Source organism: Halomonas sp. LBP4, assembly GCF_003202205.1.
In the GTDB taxonomy this organism is placed as follows: Bacteria; Pseudomonadota; Gammaproteobacteria; order Pseudomonadales; family Halomonadaceae; genus Halomonas; species Halomonas flagellata.
The window spans coordinates 263,098-281,920 of sequence record NZ_PDOG01000003.1 but is presented as its reverse complement, the minus strand read 5'-3'; the positions used below and the strand labels follow the sequence as shown (position 1 = coordinate 281,920).

The 18,823-nt window shown below is 66.6% G+C and carries 19 protein-coding genes; 6 read left to right on the top strand and 13 right to left on the bottom strand.

What is annotated here, in order from left to right; genetic code table 11:
- Positions 1 to 277 precede the first annotated feature (277 nt).
- The 5 genes from CR157_RS11740 (at position 278) to CR157_RS11720 (ending at position 3,114) form a co-directional block, all read left to right on the top strand.
- Positions 278 to 1,348, top strand: a complete 1,071-nt coding sequence (locus tag CR157_RS11740) for a phospholipase A (RefSeq protein WP_258364142.1) — start codon at positions 278 to 280, stop codon at positions 1,346 to 1,348.
- 111 nt (positions 1,349 to 1,459) lie between these two features.
- Positions 1,460 to 1,792: a DUF883 family protein gene (locus tag CR157_RS11735; protein WP_110283716.1), complete on the top strand. Its 333-nt coding sequence runs from the start codon at positions 1,460 to 1,462 to the stop codon at positions 1,790 to 1,792.
- A complete protein-coding gene (locus CR157_RS11730) occupies positions 1,792 to 2,184 on the top strand; it encodes a phage holin family protein (protein WP_110283715.1) in 393 nt (130 codons plus the stop codon). The genes CR157_RS11735 and CR157_RS11730 overlap by 1 nt, the downstream gene beginning before the upstream one ends.
- Positions 2,177 to 2,509: a YqjK family protein gene (locus CR157_RS11725; RefSeq protein WP_110283714.1), complete on the top strand. Its 333-nt coding sequence runs from the start codon at positions 2,177 to 2,179 to the stop codon at positions 2,507 to 2,509. The genes CR157_RS11730 and CR157_RS11725 overlap by 8 nt, the downstream gene beginning before the upstream one ends.
- 149 nt (positions 2,510 to 2,658) lie before the next feature.
- A complete protein-coding gene (locus tag CR157_RS11720; RefSeq protein ID WP_110283713.1) occupies positions 2,659 to 3,114 on the top strand; it encodes a DUF4149 domain-containing protein in 456 nt (151 codons plus the stop codon).
- A 57-nt stretch (positions 3,115 to 3,171) separates the two neighbouring features.
- Here CR157_RS11720 and CR157_RS11715 read toward each other — a convergent pair whose 3' ends face one another.
- Together CR157_RS11715 and CR157_RS11710 are read right to left on the bottom strand one after the other, a co-directional pair.
- Positions 3,172 to 3,819, bottom strand: a complete 648-nt coding sequence (locus CR157_RS11715; protein ID WP_181422044.1) for a TetR/AcrR family transcriptional regulator — start codon at positions 3,817 to 3,819, stop codon at positions 3,172 to 3,174.
- 67 nt (positions 3,820 to 3,886) lie between these two features.
- The gene (locus tag CR157_RS11710; protein ID WP_110283711.1) at positions 3,887 to 5,083 is read right to left on the bottom strand and encodes an NAD(P)/FAD-dependent oxidoreductase; all 1,197 of its coding nucleotides are present in this window, start codon (positions 5,081 to 5,083) and stop codon (positions 3,887 to 3,889) included.
- Positions 5,084 to 5,555: 472 nt separating this feature from the next.
- Here CR157_RS11710 and CR157_RS11705 point away from each other — a divergent pair, with 472 nt between their 5' ends.
- Positions 5,556 to 6,464, top strand: coding sequence for a helix-turn-helix transcriptional regulator (locus CR157_RS11705; RefSeq protein ID WP_181422043.1), 909 nt, complete (start codon positions 5,556 to 5,558; stop codon positions 6,462 to 6,464).
- A gap of 428 nt (positions 6,465 to 6,892) precedes the next feature.
- Here the strand turns inward: CR157_RS11705 and CR157_RS11700 are convergent, their stop codons facing one another.
- From CR157_RS11700 to CR157_RS11650, 11 genes are all read right to left on the bottom strand, one after another.
- Entirely contained in the window at positions 6,893 to 8,155 is a 1,263-nt protein-coding gene (locus CR157_RS11700) for a TadE/TadG family type IV pilus assembly protein (RefSeq protein ID WP_110283709.1), read from the bottom strand.
- 2 nt (positions 8,156 to 8,157) lie between these two features.
- The gene (locus tag CR157_RS11695) at positions 8,158 to 8,658 is read right to left on the bottom strand and encodes a TadE/TadG family type IV pilus assembly protein (RefSeq protein ID WP_110283708.1); all 501 of its coding nucleotides are present in this window, start codon (positions 8,656 to 8,658) and stop codon (positions 8,158 to 8,160) included.
- Between the two features lie 47 nt (positions 8,659 to 8,705).
- Positions 8,706 to 9,647, bottom strand: a complete 942-nt coding sequence (locus CR157_RS11690) for a tetratricopeptide repeat protein (RefSeq protein WP_110283707.1) — start codon at positions 9,645 to 9,647, stop codon at positions 8,706 to 8,708.
- Positions 9,648 to 9,697: 50 nt separating this feature from the next.
- The gene (locus CR157_RS11685; protein ID WP_110283706.1) at positions 9,698 to 10,669 is read right to left on the bottom strand and encodes a type II secretion system F family protein; all 972 of its coding nucleotides are present in this window, start codon (positions 10,667 to 10,669) and stop codon (positions 9,698 to 9,700) included.
- Positions 10,670 to 10,681: 12 nt separating this feature from the next.
- A complete protein-coding gene (locus CR157_RS11680) occupies positions 10,682 to 11,680 on the bottom strand; it encodes a type II secretion system F family protein (RefSeq protein ID WP_110283705.1) in 999 nt (332 codons plus the stop codon).
- A complete protein-coding gene (locus tag CR157_RS11675) occupies positions 11,671 to 13,035 on the bottom strand; it encodes a CpaF family protein (protein ID WP_110283704.1) in 1,365 nt (454 codons plus the stop codon). Before CR157_RS11675 ends, CR157_RS11680 begins: the two co-directional genes overlap by 10 nt.
- A gap of 81 nt (positions 13,036 to 13,116) precedes the next feature.
- Positions 13,117 to 14,304 (bottom strand): AAA family ATPase, encoded by a 1,188-nt coding sequence (locus CR157_RS11670; protein ID WP_110283703.1) that lies wholly within the window; start codon positions 14,302 to 14,304, stop codon positions 13,117 to 13,119.
- 49 nt (positions 14,305 to 14,353) lie between these two features.
- Positions 14,354 to 14,608: a hypothetical protein gene (locus CR157_RS11665; RefSeq protein ID WP_110283702.1), complete on the bottom strand. Its 255-nt coding sequence runs from the start codon at positions 14,606 to 14,608 to the stop codon at positions 14,354 to 14,356.
- Positions 14,609 to 14,787: 179 nt separating this feature from the next.
- Positions 14,788 to 16,347 carry a type II and III secretion system protein family protein gene (locus CR157_RS11660; protein ID WP_110283701.1) on the bottom strand — a complete coding sequence of 520 codons (1,560 nt, stop codon included), beginning with the start codon at positions 16,345 to 16,347 and terminating at the stop codon, positions 14,788 to 14,790.
- Between the two features lie 186 nt (positions 16,348 to 16,533).
- Positions 16,534 to 17,349, bottom strand: a complete 816-nt coding sequence (cpaB, locus tag CR157_RS11655; protein ID WP_110283700.1) for a Flp pilus assembly protein CpaB — start codon at positions 17,347 to 17,349, stop codon at positions 16,534 to 16,536.
- A complete protein-coding gene (locus CR157_RS11650; RefSeq protein WP_110283699.1) occupies positions 17,346 to 18,719 on the bottom strand; it encodes an AAA family ATPase in 1,374 nt (457 codons plus the stop codon). Before CR157_RS11650 ends, cpaB begins: the two co-directional genes overlap by 4 nt.
- Between the last annotated feature and the right edge of the window lie 104 nt (positions 18,720 to 18,823).

The window sequence follows — 18,823 nt, the reverse complement described above, 5'->3', positions numbered from 1 at the left end:
AAGTCCGACAGGCTCCCAGGCTTTGTCCGAAAAGTCGGCGAGCGATGGCCAGACAAGGCAAAAATCAGCGCAAAAGCGGAGTTTACGTGGATGTAAATGAGCATTTTAAGCTGATTTTTAACGCCGTATGGGCGAGCGCAGGCAGTTTTCGGGCAAAGCCTAGGGCCAATTCTCGGCTTCCCGGCGCCGCAAGGCAATGCGTCGCCACCTGGCCACAGGGGCGTCGCCCCAGCGCCACGGTTGACTTGCCCCCCGGGCATGGTAGAAGAGCGGTCATATGCCACACACGGTCGACGATGCCATGATCCCCCCTCGTTCAGTCTCGCTGCTCGCCCTGCCACTGCTGCTGCTAGGGCCGGCCTCCCTGGCCCTGGCCGAAGCCGAGCGTCTCACCGCGGACGAGCGAGCCGCCATCGAATCGCGCGTCGACGCCCTGAGCAACGAACTCGACTCGCTGCGCCAGCAACTGGCCGAGGATGATCGGCAGGCCCGGGACGAGGCTTCCGACCCGGCGGAGCAACTCTCCGCCGAGATCGAACAGGACCTCGAAGCGGTGGAGGAGCGCCGCGAGCTCGAGAGGGAGTCCTCACGCAACCCCTACGCCATCACCATGCACCGACGCAACTATCTGCTGCCGCTGAGCTACAATGACAACCCCAACAGAGAGGGCTTCGACAGCGACAGCACCACCACCGATCGCACCGAGATAAAGTTCCAGTTCAGCGCCAAGGTCAACCTGGCCGAGGACCTGTTCGGCGGCAATGGCGACCTCATCTTCGCCTATACCCAGCGCAGCTGGTGGCAGGCCTACAATGGCGACGCCTCTGCGCCCTTCCGCGAGACCAACTTCGAACCCGAGGTCTTTCTGGACTTCGATAGCCGCTGGTCGCTGCTCGGCTGGACCAACATCAACAACCGCTTGGGCTTCAACCACCAGTCCAACGGTCGCTCCGGTGACCAGTCTCGCAGCTGGAACCGGGTGATCCTGACATCGACCTTCATCAACGGCGACTGGGCATTCAGCCTGGCGCCCCATTGGCGAATCCCTGAATCCGCAGAGGATGATGACAACCCCGACATCGAGCGCTTCGTCGGCCACGGCGATGTCACCGTCGCCCGTCGTTTCGGTGACCAGGAACTGAGCCTGCTGTGGCGCGGCAACCCCGGTACCGGCAACATGGGCACCCAGCTCGACTACTCCTGGCCACTGTTCGGCAATGTCCGGGGCCACGTCCAGTATTACTACGGCTTCGGCGAGAGCCTGATCGACTTCGATCACCGCACTCATCGCCTCGGCATCGGTTTCAGCCTCAACCCCCTGTTCTCCGGCAGCCGCATGGCTCGGTGAGACGGGCCCGTGAACCAGTGGGCCCGGCCTGTCGAACGCGGCCTGCCGTATTGAAGTCACCCCGGCGGCTGCTATGCTGAGCCTGTCATTCACCGTCAGAGGAAGACCCCGATGGCAAGCCGAACCCCCAATACCCATGAGTCCGCCCAGCAGCTCAGGGAAGACCTGCACCACCTGACCCAGACCATCGAGGAGCTGGTCAGCGCCACCGCCGACGATTCCCGCAGCAACATCAAGGAGCTGCGCGAGCGCGCCGAGAAGCGCCTCAAGGATACCCGCGACCGCCTCGAGGCCCGCGGCGAGCGGCTCTACGGCGAGACCCGCGAAACCCTCACCCACCAGGCCGACGCCTGTGATCGCTATGTGCACGACAATCCCTGGACCAGCATCGGCATCGGTGCCGCGATGGGGGTCGTCGTCGGCATGCTGATCGGGCGTCGCTGATGGCGGAGAGCCAGGGACCGGCACAGCGGCTGTTCACCGCCGGCAAGCGCCTGCTGGGCAGCCTGCTGGCCACCGGCGAGACGCGGCTGCGCCTCGCCGTGCTGGAACTCGAGGAGGAGCGTGCCCGGCTCGTCACCCTGCTGCTGCTCGCCGGGCTGAGCCTGCTGCTGCTGCTGCTCGGCCTCGCCGTGCTGACCCTGCTGGTGGTGGTGATGTTCTGGGACAGTCACCGCCTCGTCGCCATCGGCCTCAGTGCGCTGATACTGCTCGGCAGCGGTACCGCCCTCGCCCTCTGGGTGCGCCGCCTGGCGCGCCGCCGCACCCTGCTCGCGAGCACCCTCAAGCACCTGGCGACCGATCGCGAACTGGTGGAGCGCTCACGCCATGACTGACACCGCCACGTCTCGGCTCCCGGCCCGACGCGCCGATGTCGACCGCACCGACCACAAGGCACGGCTCGAGGCCGCCATCGAACAGCAACGCATCGATATCCTGGTCGAGGCCAGTCGCTGGCGCGAGGCCGGCCACTACCTCGACGACGGCTGGCACAAGCTGATGCAGGCCAGGACCCCGCTGTTGATCGGCGGGGGCCTGCTGCTCTATCGCGGAATCCGCCATCCCGCTTCGGTTGCCCGCCTCGCCCGGCGTCTGGTGGCCGGTGCGCTGCTGGTCAGCCGCGCCCGGCCCCTCCTGCGTCTGATTCGCAGGGTGACCTGATCTTCCCCCACCCGGCCACGGAGCGCGCATGACCGCCCCACCCGACGACCCCGCGGCCCGGGACGACAATGGCCTGCCCGCCCGGGAACTGGCCGGGGTGATGAACACCGGCGATGCCCTGGCCCGGCTCGACACCTGAGGAGATGCCCATGGCCATCGCCATCACCCTGCATGTACTCGCCGCCGTCATCTGGGTCGGCGGCATGTTCTTCGCCTGGATGATCCTGCGGCCCGTGGCCGTGGGCCTGCTCGACCCGCCGCAGCGGCTGACCCTGTGGCGACAGGTCTTCCAGCGCTTCTTTCCCTGGGTCTGGGCGGCGCTGATCGTGCTGCTGGGCACCGGGCTGTGGATGCTGTTCGCGGTCTTCGGTGGCATGGGCGGGGCCCGCTGGCATGTCCACCTGATGCTGCTGACGGGGCTCGCCATGATGGCGATCTTCCTGCACGTCTGGTTCGCCCCCTACCGCCGGCTCGCCCGGGCCGTGGCCGCCGAGGAGTGGCCGCAAGGCGGCCAGCAGCTGGCACAAATCCGCCGGCTGATCGGCATCAACCTGATCCTGGGGCTCGTCACCGTGGCCATCGCCTCCGGCGGCCGTTTCCTCTAAGCGCCCCGGCGGGGCCTTGCCCGAAAAGTCGGCGAGCGATGGCAGTTTTTGGAAAGCCTAGATCATCGCCTCGGCCGGTGTCCTAGTGTGACCACCCGGCACCCACTTCATCCAGCTATCACCCCGGCTCAGCCGTTTCTCGAGGAAGCGCCGGGTCCGGGTCTGGTTTTCGCTGTGGTCGCGGGCCCACACCGCCAGGGTGGCCGTGAACAGGGCCGTCAGGGCCATCTCCTCCACCCGGGCACGACGGCTGCCATAGCGGGCCTCGAGCGCGGCCGCCTCGCGCAGCCACTGGATGGTGCGCGAGAGGTCGAAGACCATCGGCACCCAGGTGTGCAGGTGCGGCAGGTGCGCCTTGGTGCGCAGCATCTCCACGGTGACCCGGCGATGGGCGGCGAAGGCACCGAACCAGGCCAGCAGGCAGTGCTCGAGGCGCGCCTGCTCGGGCCAATGGGCGAAGCCCTCGGGTTTCTCGTCCAGCATCGCCTGCCAGCCGCGCCGAAACCAGGCGTTGGCCACCGCGTCGAGATCCCGGTACTCGGCCAGCACCTGGCTCATCGGCACCCCGAGGCGGGCAGCCACCTCGGTCAGGCGTACCGCCTGCCAGCCGAGAATCTCGCCCTGGCGTACCGCTTCTTCCACGACGCGCTCGCCAAGCGCTGTCTCGTCGACCCCCGGCTCGTGATGGACGGAAATCATGCTCATGTCTTCCCTCTCAAGTTGTCTCCCACCTGAGAGCAGCATAGACCCGGAACGCGGTGGTGGTGTGACGCTAGAGGGAATTGCCGCAGGCGACACCGCTCGCCCAGGCCCACTGGAAGTTGTAGCCACCGAGCTCCCCGGTGACGTCGAGCACCTCGCCGATGAAGCGCAGCGGCGGCAGGCCATCGACGGCGAAGGTCTTCGACGAGATCGCCCGGGTATCGACACCACCCAGGGTTACCTCGGCGGTACGCCAGCCTTCGGTGCCGGCGGGCTTGAGGCGCCAGTCGCCGAGACGCGCTGCCCAGGCGGCGAGCTCGGCATTGGAGCGCTCGGCGAGCACCCCGTCGCCGCCATGCCACTCGATGAGCGCCTGGGCGAGCCGCCTGGGCAACCGTTCGGCGAGCCAGCTCGAGAGCTGGCGCCGGGGGGTGTCGCGACGCGCCGCTGTCAGCGCCCCGAAGGCATCGAGCCCCGGCAGCAGGTCGATGGCCAGTTCATCGCCCGGCTCCCAGTAGCTCGATATCTGCAGCATGGCCGGCCCGGAGAGGCCGCGGTGGGTGAACAGTATCGGCTCGGCATAGCGCCCCCGCGGCTCGCCGTCGCGCAGCGTTCGCACCCTCACCTCGCAGGAGACACCGGCCAGGGCGGAGGCCCGCTCCTTCCAGTGCGAGGTGAGGGTGAAGGGCACCAGCGCCGGGCGCGTCTCCGTGACTGCCAGGCCGAACCGGCGGGCGATGTCATAGCCGAAGCCGGTGGCCCCCATGGTGGGAACCGACAGGCCTCCCGTGGCCACCACCACCGCGCCAGTGTCGATGCGTCCGCTCGAGATCTCGAGCCGCATGCCCTCGCCCACCCGCTCGATGCCCTCGACGGCGGTCGCGAGGCGGATCTCCACCCCGGCCCAGTCGCACTCGGTGAGCAGCACGCCGAGCAGCTCCCTGGCCGAATGGGCACAGAACAATTGACCCGGCGCCTTCTCCACGTAGTCGATGCCATGCCGCTCGACCAGCTCGACGAAGTGCTCGGGGCGGTAGCGCTTCAGCGCCGAGATGCAGAAGTGGGGGTTGGCGGAGAAGAAGTTGGCGGGCGTGGTGGCCAGGTTGGTGAAGTTGCAGCGCCCGCCGCCGGACATCAGGATCTTCTTGCCGGCCTTGTTGGCGTGGTCCAGCACCAGCACGCGCCGGCCGGCATAGCCGGCGGTGAGCGCGCACATCAGGCCGGCGGCACCGGCGCCGATCACCACGACATCGGGTTGGAGGGGCATGCGGCGTCACCATCGCTATCGACAACAGGGCCGGCGATTCTACCAGAGTGGCCGAGCCCCGCCATCGGCAAGGCGACATCCCCAGGGCTATCGCAGATAGCAGCATGGCTCGGGGCTGATCCGCCGGCAGGCCTGCGAGGAGGCGCTGTAAACCCCTCCATGGGCGCTACCGACGCCATCCATGGCGTAGGACCTCCTCTTCGGCCTGCCCCCGGCGCCCCTCGCTACAGTCAACTGCGATAGCCCTGGCGCCCCCCGCTCGGGTATGAGAAATCCCATGCGGAAGGAAGCAGTCATTTGGCCCATGCTCGACAGAAGTAAAAGCATACGTTTTGAAAAGAAAAGCTACAATCAAACGGAAACGGCAATCATCGGATGCGCCAGGCACATAACGTTACAAGAACGAGTGCCCTTGTATCGCCAGAGACACCCGATGTACCGGCAGCAGAGGGAACACAGGGGGATCTTCGTCATGCAGGCTCATGACTATGTACTGGTTGTGGTTCGTAATCTTCAGGAAACTCACGAAAACGACTACCATCGCGTCCTGCGCCAACAGGGTTACCATGTCGAACTCGTCGGCGCGGGGCAGGACCCGATTCCTACCATGACGGCACGGCCGCCCATCGCGGCCTGCTACCAGTTCGATTATCCCGACCTGCAGGGGCTGGCGGATCTGCGCCAGGCCAAGCAGCGGGTCGCATCGGTCCCGCTGCTGATGGTGACCCAGGCCCATTCGGAGAGCCTGGCCGTCTGGGCCTTTCGCAGCCGGGTGTGGGATTATTTCGTGCAGCCCGTGGACCTCGCCAGGTTTCTGGAGGTCATGAAGACGCTCTACCAGCTGAGGGTCCCCAGGCACAGCGCCAAGGAGTCCCGAAAGGCCATGGAGGTGCACAACCAGATTCCCGCCGAGGCGCGAATCCGCTTTCCGGCGCCTGGCGACCAGGAGGCGCGGCTCGACCTGGCCATCACCTTCATCGACCAGCACCTGCACAGGAAGATCGCCCAGGCCGAGGTGGCCGAGAGCTGCGGCCTCAGCGCCTTCCAGCTCAGCCGGCTGTTCAGGAAACTCACCGGCAGCACCTTCCAGGACTATCTGCTAACGCGCCGCATCACCGAGGCGCAGCGCCTGCTGGCCAACCCCAGGGTAACGGTCACCGATGTCTGCTTCAGCGTCGGCTTCCGCGACCTCTCCTACTTCACGCGCACCTTCCAGAAGCATGTCGGCCATACGCCGACGGCCTATCGCCAGACCCTGACCGTCAAGTATGGCAAGCTCGTGCACGTCTCCGGAGGCCAATCGGCATGCAGCAGGCAGTCGGGGCTCTCCGATAGCCACCTGGCCATGATGAAACACCATTCTCCCTGCCTGGCGCGGTAAATGGTGGCCCCTGAGCCTTCCCGCGAATATCTCGACGATGGCGGCATGTTCGCCGAAAAAGGCGCCGAGGCCGCCCCTATGGGGTCAGACCCCGGCGGCGTCGAATCCGCCCGCAAGACGCACCATGACGGGCTTCGCGATTTGGCTGGGGTCTGACCCCATAGGGACCTGCAGCGCTGGCAGCCTGCCACCCATCCATGTCCAATGCATTGATAATTCTGAAATATTTCTGGGGAGGCCTCAGGGTCGGGACCCCGCAGGGCCTCAGCTATGTTCCTGGGTACCAGGAGATCTCGAGTAAGATCCCTCGACAGCCGCCGTCACCGAGCCACCGACGACATTCCATCTGCAAGACGTCCGCACGATCAAACAACCAAAAAGGGCGCTGGCTGCAAGGCAGTAGCCAACGCCAAGGGGGCTCGGGCTGTCTAGTCCACCAGGACAGGTATTCGCGCCAGGATGCCGTAGTTCTCGCCCCCCGTCTGACCCTTGGGTTCGTGATAGTCGCAGCTCGGCAGGAAGTAGATACTCTGCGTTCTCCAGTCGGCCGGTTCATCGTTCTGATTCTGCAGCGAAAAGTGATCGACGAAACTATCCCAGCGCTCGGTGCCGCTCGTGCTACTGTTTACCCAGTCGCCGGGCCATTCTACGTCCTCGGAATCCGGCGCCAGGCTCATCTGCTGGGGAGCATATTGATCGATCTGGGGCAGGTTCTGATTGTTGTCGATCATCCACACGATATTCACGGTGACCGCCCCCACCAGGGTATTGCTGGGCGCGACACCATCCTCGCAGTCGATCACCGGCAGGGTCAGGGTCCAGGTGATCTCCCGGTCCGTCGCCTCCACCCAACAGTCGTAGAGTGCGCTGAACGCCGACTGCACCTGACCATTATTGGTGGCGATATCCTCGCCGTAGTACATCTCGTTCTCGTTGCCATCACCGCATATCAGATCCCGGAGTTCATTGGCATTGGTGGCGCCACTCTGGTCATGCTCGAAGTTGGTCCAGCCACCGGTCTGGTCGCCCTCGGGAATGAAACGCCCCACATCGCAGGAGTAGTTGCCATCCGGATCCTCCAGTGCCTGCTTGCATAGCGCGATCGGCTGATCCACATCCTCGGGGCGCAGCGTGCCGGCATAACCGACATAGGCCACCGAGCGTGCAACAACATCATAGCCCTCGAAGCCGAAGATACGCCCGAAGAAGGCCTCCACCTGGGTCTGCTGTCGGGCCGTGACCACCTCCACCGCATTGATGAAAGGGTCAAAAGGATCATATTGATCCAGCTCTTCAGTAGTCTTCGTCGTCAGGTTCACCGGCTCCAGGGAGTCATTGGGGGTAAAGGTGCGGTTGGCGAAGCTCCAGTGGCCACGCAGTGCGCTGATCACCTCCGACGGGGAGTTCTGGCTGTTGTTGGCCTGGGCCGCATCGGTGGCGATCTGGTTGGCGCCCGGATTCACCGAACTGCCGTCGTCGGTATAGAGCAACCGGGCCCCGGCCAGGGAGCCGGCATCGGCGGCGTTGTGCAGCTCGTTGCGCGCCACGAAGAGATTGCCACCGTCCACCGACAGGGCGGTGAACCCTATCAGCATGACCAGCGCCAAGGCGAACAGCACGATGGAGACACCGCCCTGCCGGCTGGGAGATCCATGGCGCCAGGTCGCGCCTCGTGAAATGTGCAGTTTCATGGCTACTCCGCTCGCATGGTGGTGGTGGCAAAGAGCTCCAGCACTCCGCCCAGGGTGCCGACAAAACTTGGCAGCAGCAGGAAGTGGTAGGGGTAGTCAACAGTGACGATCAATTCGTCGCCGGCATCGAAGCGGCCATTGCCATTGCGGTCGAAACGTTCGATCTCGATGGTCATTTCATCCGGCCCGCCACCCAGCGAGATCAGGAAGTCATCCGCATAGCGACAGACGGCATCCCTGATGGCGTCATCCTCTGTCACGACACTGTCAGGACACTGACCAGTGCTATTGTCGAGAGAACGATCCCCGGGTTGAAACAGAATGCCGGTCCTCCCCCCCTCGCGGCTGGCGTTGGTCAGTGTCGCCTTGTCGAACAGGGCAACGCTGAACTCGATGATGCCGAACAGCAGAAGGAACAACAGGAAGGATACAATGGCGAACTCGACGACCTCCGTCCCCTTTTGCCTGCGCAGCGATGCCCGCTTCCGTTTCTGACCTTTCATGATCCGCTCCTCCGCGACCTGGCGATCCGTGGTTGCCACTCATGCCGTCATTCGAGTCGGTCAGCGCCGTTGCGCCGCAACAAGCCGTCGAGGTTGCGAGCATTCTCGCTGGCGGTGGTGTAGTAGGCCGGTGACAGGCGCATGGCTTCCTGGAAGAAGTCCATGGCGTCCACGTAGCGCCCCTCGAGCATCGAGATATAGCCGATATCGTTGTAGGCCTTGGCACGGTCGCCGTTGCGGGCCACGGCCTCGATGGCCGTCTCGTGATCGCCTTCCCGGGCATAGACCAGCCCCAGGTTGCGCCAGGCCAGCTCATAGCTGGGGTTGGCGCTCACCGCTCGGCGCAGCGACTGGCGCGCCCCCGTCCAGTCGCCGGCCAGGTAGCGCGAGTAGCCCAGGTTGTTGAGTACCAGTGGCGTGCCGGGGGCGACTTCCAGCGCCTTCTCGAAGTGCTCCTGGGCCAGGCCATGCTCGCCGTCCATGTCGGCGATCACCCCCAGGGCGTTATGCGCCTGCCAGGGGGCATTGCCTCGCGCGACCAGCGGCTCGAGGTGCTGTCGCGCCCCTTCGAAGTCGCGCTGCTCGAGCAGTGCGATACCCAGGGCGGTACCTGCCCCCCGGTGGTCGGCATCGATCTCCAGTGCCCAGCGATAGGCCTTCTCGGCCAGGTCGTGGTTGCCTCGGCCATGGTGGATGATGCCGACGCGATAGAGCGGGTCGGCCTGGGGGCGCTTCTCCATGCGCAGCCCGCGCAGGTACTCGAACAGCGCCCGATCCGGGTCGCCGGCACTCAGTGCGGCGTTGCCGTTGCGGTAGGCCTCCTCCGGCGAGGCGACCGGGAAGGCCGTGCCGTACTCGACCGAGGAGCCGCCGTTGCCCAGCGCCGCATAGGGGTCCGAGCCGGCCTGCTGCTGGGCGGTGCTGGCACAGCCTCCCAGCAGCAGGGCCAGCGCCGCACCGGCGATTCGAAGGTGCTGTTTGGGTGTCATGACATGTTCTCCCCGAATGCAGGTTATCGTCGTTATTGAGGTGTGCCGGCTCAACGGCCGGCCAGGGCCGCCACAGCCCCCAACAGGGGGGGGCCGAGTGAGACCACGAAGAAGCTGGGAAAGATGCAGAAGACCAGCGGAAAGAGCATCTTGGTACTGACCTTGGCAGCCTTCTCCTCGGCCTCCTGAGTGCGCTTGTCGCGCAGTTCCACGGCGTAGATGCGCAGGGTCATGGCGATGCTGGTGCCGAAGCGCATGCTCTGCAGCAGGGTGGTGACCAGGCCGCGAATGTCATCCACCCCGGTGCGCTCCTCCAGGTCGCGCAGGGCAGCCTTGTTGTCCATGCCGGCCCGGGTCTGCAGGCCGAACAGGTGCAGCTCCTCGGCCAGTTCCGGGTGACTCACCTCCAGGTCGCGGGCCACCCGTTGGATGGCCGCCCCCAGGCCCAGCCCTGCTTCGCTGCACACCACCAGCAGGTCGAGCGCATCCGGTAGCCCGCGGCGCAGCAGCAGGCTGCGGCGCTTGATGGTCCGCTCCAGCCAGTAGCGCGGCAGCAGGTAGCCGGCGATGGCGCTGGACACCACCAGCATGATGCTGACGGCGGGCTCCAGGCGCACGAAGGGCACCACCAGTATCAGCAGCAGCAGCGGCGGCACCACCGTGCACAGCAGGCGCACGCCGAAGAACAGGTTGACCGCACCGGGCGAGCGCTTGCCGGCACGGCGCAGTTCCCGGGCGATGCGGCTCCTGGCCTCCTCCTCGGTGGGTACCAGCCGCTCGCCCATGGGCCCCAGCCACTGGCCCAGGCCCGACTCCCCGGCGGCGGTGCCAGTGGCGGCGCTGGCCTCCAGGTGGCGCAGGCGCCGGCGCAGGGGATCGGAAACCCCCATCACCACCAGCATCACGGCAACCATCAGCGCGAAGATCGCCAGGCCGAGCATGGCGGCAAAGCCCAGCTGCACTGCCTGGGGGTCGTCGAGCAAGTTACCGAACGGCTCCAGCCATACCAACAAGCTTTCCATGTCGCGCCCTCCTCAGACCTCGATGCGCACGATCTTGCGCATCCATAGAATCCCGATGACGATCATCACGAAGGCCCCCACCACCAGTTGCCGCCCGATCGGATCCTGGGTCAGCATGGGAATGAAATTCGGCGAGACCAGGGACAGCACCCCTGCCAGCACGAAGGGCAGCAGCGAGAGAATCCAGGCGGCCATCCGCCCCTGGGCCGAGAGGGTGCGCACCTTGCGGTGAAAGCGAAAGCGGTCGCGCACCACGGCGGCCAGGCCATCGAGCAACTCGGCGAGGTTGCCGCCGGTCTCCTTCTGGATCAGCACCGAGGTGACGAAGATCATCACCGTCACGCTCTGCACCCGCCGCAGCAGGCCGAGCATGGCGCCTCGCATATCCCCCCCGTAGCTGATCTCCATGAAGGTGGTGCGGAACTCGCCGGCGATGGGCTCGGCCATCTCCTCGGCCACCAGGTGCATGGCATCGCTGAAGGGGTGCCCGGCGCGCAGCGCCCGGGCCATGACGATCAGGGCATCGGGCAGTTGCTCCTCGAATCGGGCCAGGCGCCGGCTGCGGGCCCGGGTCAGGCTCAGGAACGGCAAGGCCCCGACACCGAGCCCCAGCAACACCACCAGTGGTAGAGGCAGCGGGAGCAGGAAAAACCCCGCCACACTGGCGCCGGCCCCCAGCATCAGCGCCAGCCCCACCACCCGGTAGGCCGGTGTCTCGCGGCCGGCCTGCTCGACCAGCTGCTCCACCCGCGCCATGCCGGGCAGGGCTTCCAGCGCCCGCTCCAGGGGCGACAGCTCGCGCAGGTACTTGCGCCGCACCAGGGAGATCTCGCTGCGCTCCCCCTCGGCGGAGATCGCCCGCAGGCGCTTCTTGAGCCGCTTCTGGGCCTGGCGATTCTCGCCGAAGGCCGGCACCAGGAAGCTCTGCACCAGCAGGAAGGCGGCGATGAAGACCATGCCGATGACGATCGCCTGGTCGGAGAGCTGGATGTCCAGGCCGATCAGATCCATGACCGCTGCCCTCCGCTGTTCTGGAAGATCTCCAGGCCCGGGTCGAGCCCGCGACGCTTGAGGTGGTCGTGGAAGCCGGGCACCACCCCGGTGGCCAGGTAGCGGCCGACCACCTTGCCCTCGGCGTCGACGCCTTCCCGCTCGAAGCGGAAGATCTCCGACATGGTGATGATCTCGCCCTCCTGGCCGTTGACCTCCTGCACGCTGACCAGGCGGCGCACGCCGTCCTCCTGGCGCTCGATCTGCACCACCACGTCGATGGCCGAGGCGATCTGCGAGCGCAGCGCCTGGGGTGGCAGCTGGTAACCGCTCATGGCCACCATGTTCTCGATCCTCGTCAGCGCATCGCGGGGGGTGTTGGCGTGGATGGTGGTCAGCGAGCCGTCGTGGCCGGTGTTCATGGCCTGCAGCATGTCGAAGGCCTCGCCGCCGCGCACCTCGCCCACCACGATGCGGTCGGGGCGCATGCGCAGGCTGTTGCGCACCAGGTCGCGCTGGCTTACCTCGCCCTTGCCCTCGATATTGGGCGGCCGGGTCTCCAGGCGCCCCACATGGGGCTGCTGCAGCTGCAGCTCCGCCGAGTCCTCGATGGTGACGATGCGCTCGTCGGGGGGAATGAAGCCCGAGAGCACGTTGAGCAGTGTGGTCTTGCCGGCGCCGGTACCGCCGGAGACCAGCACGTTGAGCCGCGCCTTGACCACTTTCTCCATGAGCCGGGCGATCTCCGGCGAGAGGCTGCCGTACTCGACCAGGCGCTCCACCCCCAGGCGCTCCACCGCGAAGCGGCGGATAGACAGCATGGGGCCGTCGATGGAGAGTGGCGGAATCACCGCATTGACCCGCGAGCCGTCCTTGAGCCGTGCATCCACCATGGGTGAGGACTCGTCGATGCGCCGCCCGACGCTGGAGACGATGCGGTCGATGATGGTCATCAGGTGGGCGTCGCTGTCGAAGCGCAGCTCGGTCTGCTCCAGCTTGCCGCGACGCTCCACATAGATGGGCGTGGTGCCGTTGACCAGGATGTCCGACACCGTCCCGTCGGCAAGCAGCGTCTCCAGCGGCCCGAGCCCCAGCACCTCGTCCTGCAGCTCGGTGACGATGCGCTGGCGCAGCGCGGCATTGAAGGGCAGCGTCTCCTTGCTCATCAGCGACTCGCAGACCTGCTGCACCTGCGACCGCGCCTCGCGCTCCTCCAGGGTGCTGAGCAGGGTCAGGTCCATCACCTTGACCAGCTGGCGGAACAGCCGCTGCTTGTACTCCTGCTCGGCCTGGGAGAGCCGGCCGGCGCCGCGGCCCGCCCAGCCCGCACGCGGCTCGCTCTCTCCGGAAGGGGTCATGCGTTCTCGCAGGTTCATCGCTTCTCTCCTTGCTCTTGCCTTGCTCTTGTGCGTTGTCGCCCTCGGGGGGCGTCTCCGTCGATCAATGCCTGCCAGCGATCAGTGCCTTCCCGGCAGGGCCCAACCCAGCAGCGAGCGCTTCCTGGGCGGGCCGGCGGCGGGTGGCGGCGCATCCAGTGCCTCGACCAGCGCCTTGAGCTGGCGGGTCAGGGGCGACTTGGGGGCGATCTCGCCGAGCGGACTGCCCACATTGATGCTGTGGCAGGCCTGCTTGAAGTCGTTGGGCAGCGTGCGCAGCACCAGCCCCGGCAGGGCATCGCCGATGGCCTCGAGGTCGATGTCGCTGCGCTTGTCGTAGCGGTTGACCACCACGCTGACCCGCGATGGCAGGAGACCGAGCTCATGGATCAGGATGTCGCGCAGGCGCTGGGCGTCGTGCAGATGCGCCACGCCCTGCTGCAATACCACCAGTACCTGGTCGGCCCGCTCCAGCACGCAGGCAATGGCACCGTTGATCCAGCGCGGCAGGTCGACGACCACCTCGTCATTGGCCTGGGCGAGCACCTGCAGCAGCTGCTCGACACGGCCTTCCGGCACTTCGCCGAGGCTCAGGTGGTCCCCCGGCGAGGAGGCCAGCAACCCCACCCCGCTGTCGTGGCGCCGCAGGTAGGCCTCGAGCGCCAGGGTGTCCAGGCTGTCGGCCGACTCCAGCGCCCGGACCAGGCCATGGTCGGGTACCAGGTTGAAATAGAGCGGCAGGGAGCCGAACTGCACGTCCATGTCCACCAGCACCGTGCTGCGCCCCTTCCGTGCGAGGCGATGGGCCAGGTTGGCTGCCACCAGGCTGGCCCCCGAGCCACCCTTGGCGTTGATCACCGCGGTGGTGCGTGCCACCCGCCCGGGGTCCTGCCGCCGGTCGCGGGCCAGTTCGCGCAGGAACTGCAGGATCTCGCCATCGTCGATGGGCGGCGAGAAGAAGTCCCTGGCGCCGGCGCGCATGGCCAGGCGAATCAGCTCCACATTGCCCTTGGGCCCCACCACCAGCAGCGGCGGGCGTTCGCTCGCCGGCCGCTCGCACAGCGCCGTCAGCTCGGCCTCCCAGAGATCGCCGACCAGCAGCACCAAGGCGTCGGGCAGGGGCGAGACGCCTTCCAGGGGGTCGACGTTACCGTTGACCATCTGCCGGGAACTCACCTGGATGTCTCCCTGGCTGCAGAGCAGCGACTCCAGGGCCTTCAGTTCCTCCCTGGCCCTTCCTGCCAGCAGTATTTCGAGCCGTTTACGCATTGCATCACCTGCTTGTCATCGAGAGTCCTGGTCATCGACCGGTACGTCATCAGGGCATCGAGCTGCTCGGCGCCTGACCGCCACCGCCGGCCGGCTGGCGATAGCCGTGCATGGCCTCTGCCGCCTTGGCGCCGTGCAGCGGCGGCACCTCGTCGCCGGGCTCATAGGTCTGGGCCGCCCTGGTATGGCGCATGCTGTCGCCGAAGGGCGGCAGGTCGGCGCCCGGCCGCGGCGCCATGCAGCCGGCCAGCAAGAGGATGGCGCCCAGTGCCACCAGCAGGCGGATGCCGTTTGCAGACGCCACCCTCGCTCCAGGGGTCTGACCCCGTGTCCGACAGCAACCGGCCACATGGGCTGTCCACGACGATCCCGACGTCCCGGGGGTCAGACCCCTCAGGCTGAAACCGATCAGCTGCCAACGATATCCGTGTAAATGAAACATGGTGCGTTCTCCCGAGTGGTTGCAGCGAAGGCGGTAAGCCATCAGAGGTCGTGGCCGAACCGGCCTTCGGTTCCGCCCTCCGAGCGGTTCGACATCAGCTCCAGGTCGAAGCTGGTGGGTCGAGGCCGGGGGTTGCCGCGCTCCTCGAGGGACTGGAAGCTGCCCAGCAGGTAGAACTCCAGGTCGCTGGGCGGCACGAAGGAGCCGGTGGGCAGCCGCACCTGCTCCGGCGCGAAGGAGCGGGCCAGGCGCGGGGTGACGAAGATCACCAGCTCGGTCTGCTCCTTGATGTACTCCTGGCTGCGGAACAGCGCCCCCAGCACCGGCACCTCGCCCAGGCCCGGCAGCTTGGAGACGTTCTCGCGCAGGCTCTCGTTGAGCATGCCGGCGATGGCGATGGTCTGGCCGGTGGCCAACTCCACGGTGGAGCTGGCGCTGCGCTTGGCCAGCGCCGGCACGAAGAACTGGGCGCCTACCCCGCTACCCACGCCGACCTGCAGGCTGTTGGCCGGCACCAGGTCGGAGACCGAAACATCCACCTTGAGGTTGATGGTGCCGGAATCGAGCACCACCGGCAGGAAGCCCAGCCCCACGCCGAACTCCTTGTGCTCAATGGCCACCTGGCCGTCGCCCTGGGGCACGGGAATTGGGAACTCGCCGCCGGCCAGGAACTGGGCCGGCTGGCCGGTCAGGGTGGTGAGGTTGGGCTCGGCGAGGATCTTGGCCACCCCTTCGCGGCTGGCCGCATCCAGCACCAGGTTGAGCAGGTAGTCACTGCGCTGGTAGCTGGCGAAGATACCGGTATCCGCGATAGTGGCGGTGGCCGGCGTGAACTCCGATACGGCTGGACCAACAGGTGTCTGTCCCGGGATAAAAGGCAATGCCGACAGGCGATCTCCACCCATTCCCGAGAATGTGGCATCCGGGAAGCTGGCCCCGCCGCTGACGCCGCCGATACGCAGTGCCGAGGAGCCGACATTGAAGACGTTGAAGTTGGCTTCCAGGCGCTTGACCAGCGAGCGCGACACCTCCGCCACCTTGACGTCGAGCATCACCTGCTGGGCGCCGCCCACCTGCATCAGGTTAAGCACGCCCCCTTCGCCGCCGGCGAAGCGGTTGGCCAGGCGCAGCGCGGTTTCCAGCCGCTCGGCGCTGGAGACCTCGCCGCTGAGCACGATGCCTTCCTGGGCCGAGCGCACCTGGACGTTCTCGCCGGGCAGCAGGTCGTGCAGGTTGCTCTTGAGGGTCTCCAGATCGTGGGTCACGGTGACGTTGAGGGTGCCCTCGACGCTTTCCGAGCGGTCCCAGAGCACCACATTGGTGGTGCCGGTGGACTTGCCCAGCACATAGATCTGGCGGGAGCCCATCACCACGATATCGGCGATCTCGGGGTTGCCCACCGAAACCACCCCGACCGGCCGGGGAAACTGCAGCACCTGCCCCTTGTTGATCGCCACGGCCACCGACACCGCCCGCCCCTCCCGGGGCATGGAGACGCTGCGCTCGTTGGTCTGGGCCGAGAGCTGCGAAGCCCAGCCCGCCGCCATCAACGCCAGCAGTGCCAGTGCCAGCCACTTCAGCCATTCGCCTTGCCTGATCATGTCAACTCTCCCCTGTTGCCTGTTCTTCTTGCTGTGCTTTTTTGCCGTTCTTTTTCCGATCTTCTTGCTGTTCTTGCGGTGATCGATCCCGTCGTGGCGATCGATGCCGTTCTCATACTCCCTTACCATGCTCCCTTACAGTGATAGCTCCGGTAGTGCCTGGCCTGCCACCCTGAACTGCCATTTTTAGTTACGAACGCTTACCGTGCTGCTCTGGGTGCCACGTATCACCTGCACCTGGTGGCGAACCGGTGCCGCACGCCGCGGTGGCGGCGAGGCCGGCTCCTCGGGCTCGTCGACGTTGAGCACCGAGCGCTGGGCCACCAGCAGGTCCGATTCGTCCTCCTTCTCAAGGGGGTTGCGCAGGGTGAGCTGCACCTTGCCCTCCTGGGTGGCCTTGACCAGGGACTCGGCCTCCTTGGTCGATACTTCCAGGGTCACGGCACGCACGATCACCGGGCCATCACGCTCCTGGCTGGCGATCTGGTCCACCGCCAGTACCTTGAGGTTGCGCAGCACCGTCTTCGACTCGACGTTGTTGCGGCTACCATTGCGCTTGGTGGAGAGCACATCGACCCGGTTACCCGGCAGCAGGAAGCCGGCCACGCCCACCACGTCGTCGACCCGCACGCTCATGGCGCGCTTGCCGGGGTCGAGCAGCGCCGCCAGGGCGCTGCCGCCCAGGTGCTCGGAGACCCGCCCCTCCAGCACGATCTCTCCGGGATAGATCACCTGGTTGCTGACCCGCCCCACCACGCTCTCGACATCGTTGAAGCTGCTGGGCGGCACCACGTCCTTGGGCATGGTTACCACCTTGAGATCGGAGGCCTGCACGGTGGTGCCGAAGGGCACCTGCAGGGCCGCCACCACCACCTGGGTGGCATCGGCGAGCGCCTCGTTGTCGCCGCCCTGCTCCTGCATCCAGTTCATGGCCACCCCGGCCGCTCCCAGCGCCATCAGCAGCGAGAGCGCGAACATGGCGAAAATACCCTTGCGTTTCATGGTGCATCCCTCCGGTTGGCGGCGGCATCTCTATTCGATCCATCCGAGGCATCGGAGAAGTCGCCGAAGTAGGTTTGCCAGGCCCAGCTCAAGGTCTCGCGGTCGGGGGCTCCGCCGCCCCGGTAGGCGAGCTGGTCCCCGGCGAGGCTCAGCAGGTCGCGGGGGTGGCAGGCGAGCAGCGGCACGCCATGGCGTGCATGCAACTCGTCGATCACGAACTCGGCGAGCGCCGGCTCGAAGGGCAGGCCCTGGGCCTGGCACTGCTGCTGCCAGATGGCCAGGTAGGCATCGCGCGACAGCGCCGAGAAGCGGATCTTGTAGCCGATGCGGCGCAGGAAGGCGGCATCGGCCAGGGTGAGCGGGTCCAGGTTGGTGGAGAACACCAGGGCCACGTCGAAGGGCACGCTGAAGTGGTAACCGTTACTCAGCGCCAGGAAGTCGCGGCGCTCCTCCAACGGCACGATCCAGCGGTTGAAGAGCTCGGTGGGGCTCATGCGCTGGCGCCCCAGGTCGTCGATCACCAGCATGCCGTTGTTGGCCAGCAGTTGGACGGGGGCCTGGTGGATATGGGTGGCCGCGTCGTACTGGATCTCCAGGCGCTCCATGGTCAGCTCGCCGCCGGTGACCACGCAGGGCCGGTGGCAACGCACATAGCGCGGGTCGTGGCCGTCCTCGAGATAGAGCTGCGCGGCGGGCAGCGCCTCGGCCGGGTCGTCCAGCGCCTGGTGCACGGCGGGGTCATAGCAGCGCACGGCCTTTCCGCCCATCAGGATGGCGTGGGGAATGAGCACCTCGCCCTCCAGCAGCCGCACCAGGCGGCGGGCGATATAGCTCTTGCCGGTGCCGGCCTCGCCGTGGATGAACATGGCGCGGCCAGAGTGCAGCCCCGGCCCCAGCTGGTCGAGCAGTGCCGGGTCGATTACCGTATCGGCGAAGGCGGCCGTCACCGTGTCGCGGCGAATGGCCACGTCGCTGAGCGCCTGGCTGCACACCCGGGCGCTGTATGCCTCCAGGGTGACCGGCGCCTGGCCGCTGTAGCCGTCGCGGTTGAGCGCCTCCAGCGCCGAGGCGCGGCCGCGGTCGGTCAGCCCGAAGCGCAGCACCCCGCCCTGGCCCTGGCCGCGCACCTCGAGGCGCCCCTCGTCGCGCAGGAAGCGGCAGATCTCCTCCACCACGCCGCCGGCGAGGGCCAACCCCTGGCTCAACTGATGCAGGTCGAGCACGCCCTGCTCGAAGAGCTGCTTGACCAGCAGGTCGCCCAGATAGAGCACCGAAAGCCCGGTCTCTGCCACGCTGCCGGGGCGGGGCGCCCGCCGGGCCGCCGCACGGCTGGCGGTGGCGTTGTGGAATGTTGGCGCTTCCTGGTGCATGGGAGACCTCACATTGCGTTACAAACCGTTAACTTGATAGCGAATGGGCTGGCAATTCCCGCTGATTTCTTCCTGGCTTTCTCTTCCTTCTTCCTTCTTTATTT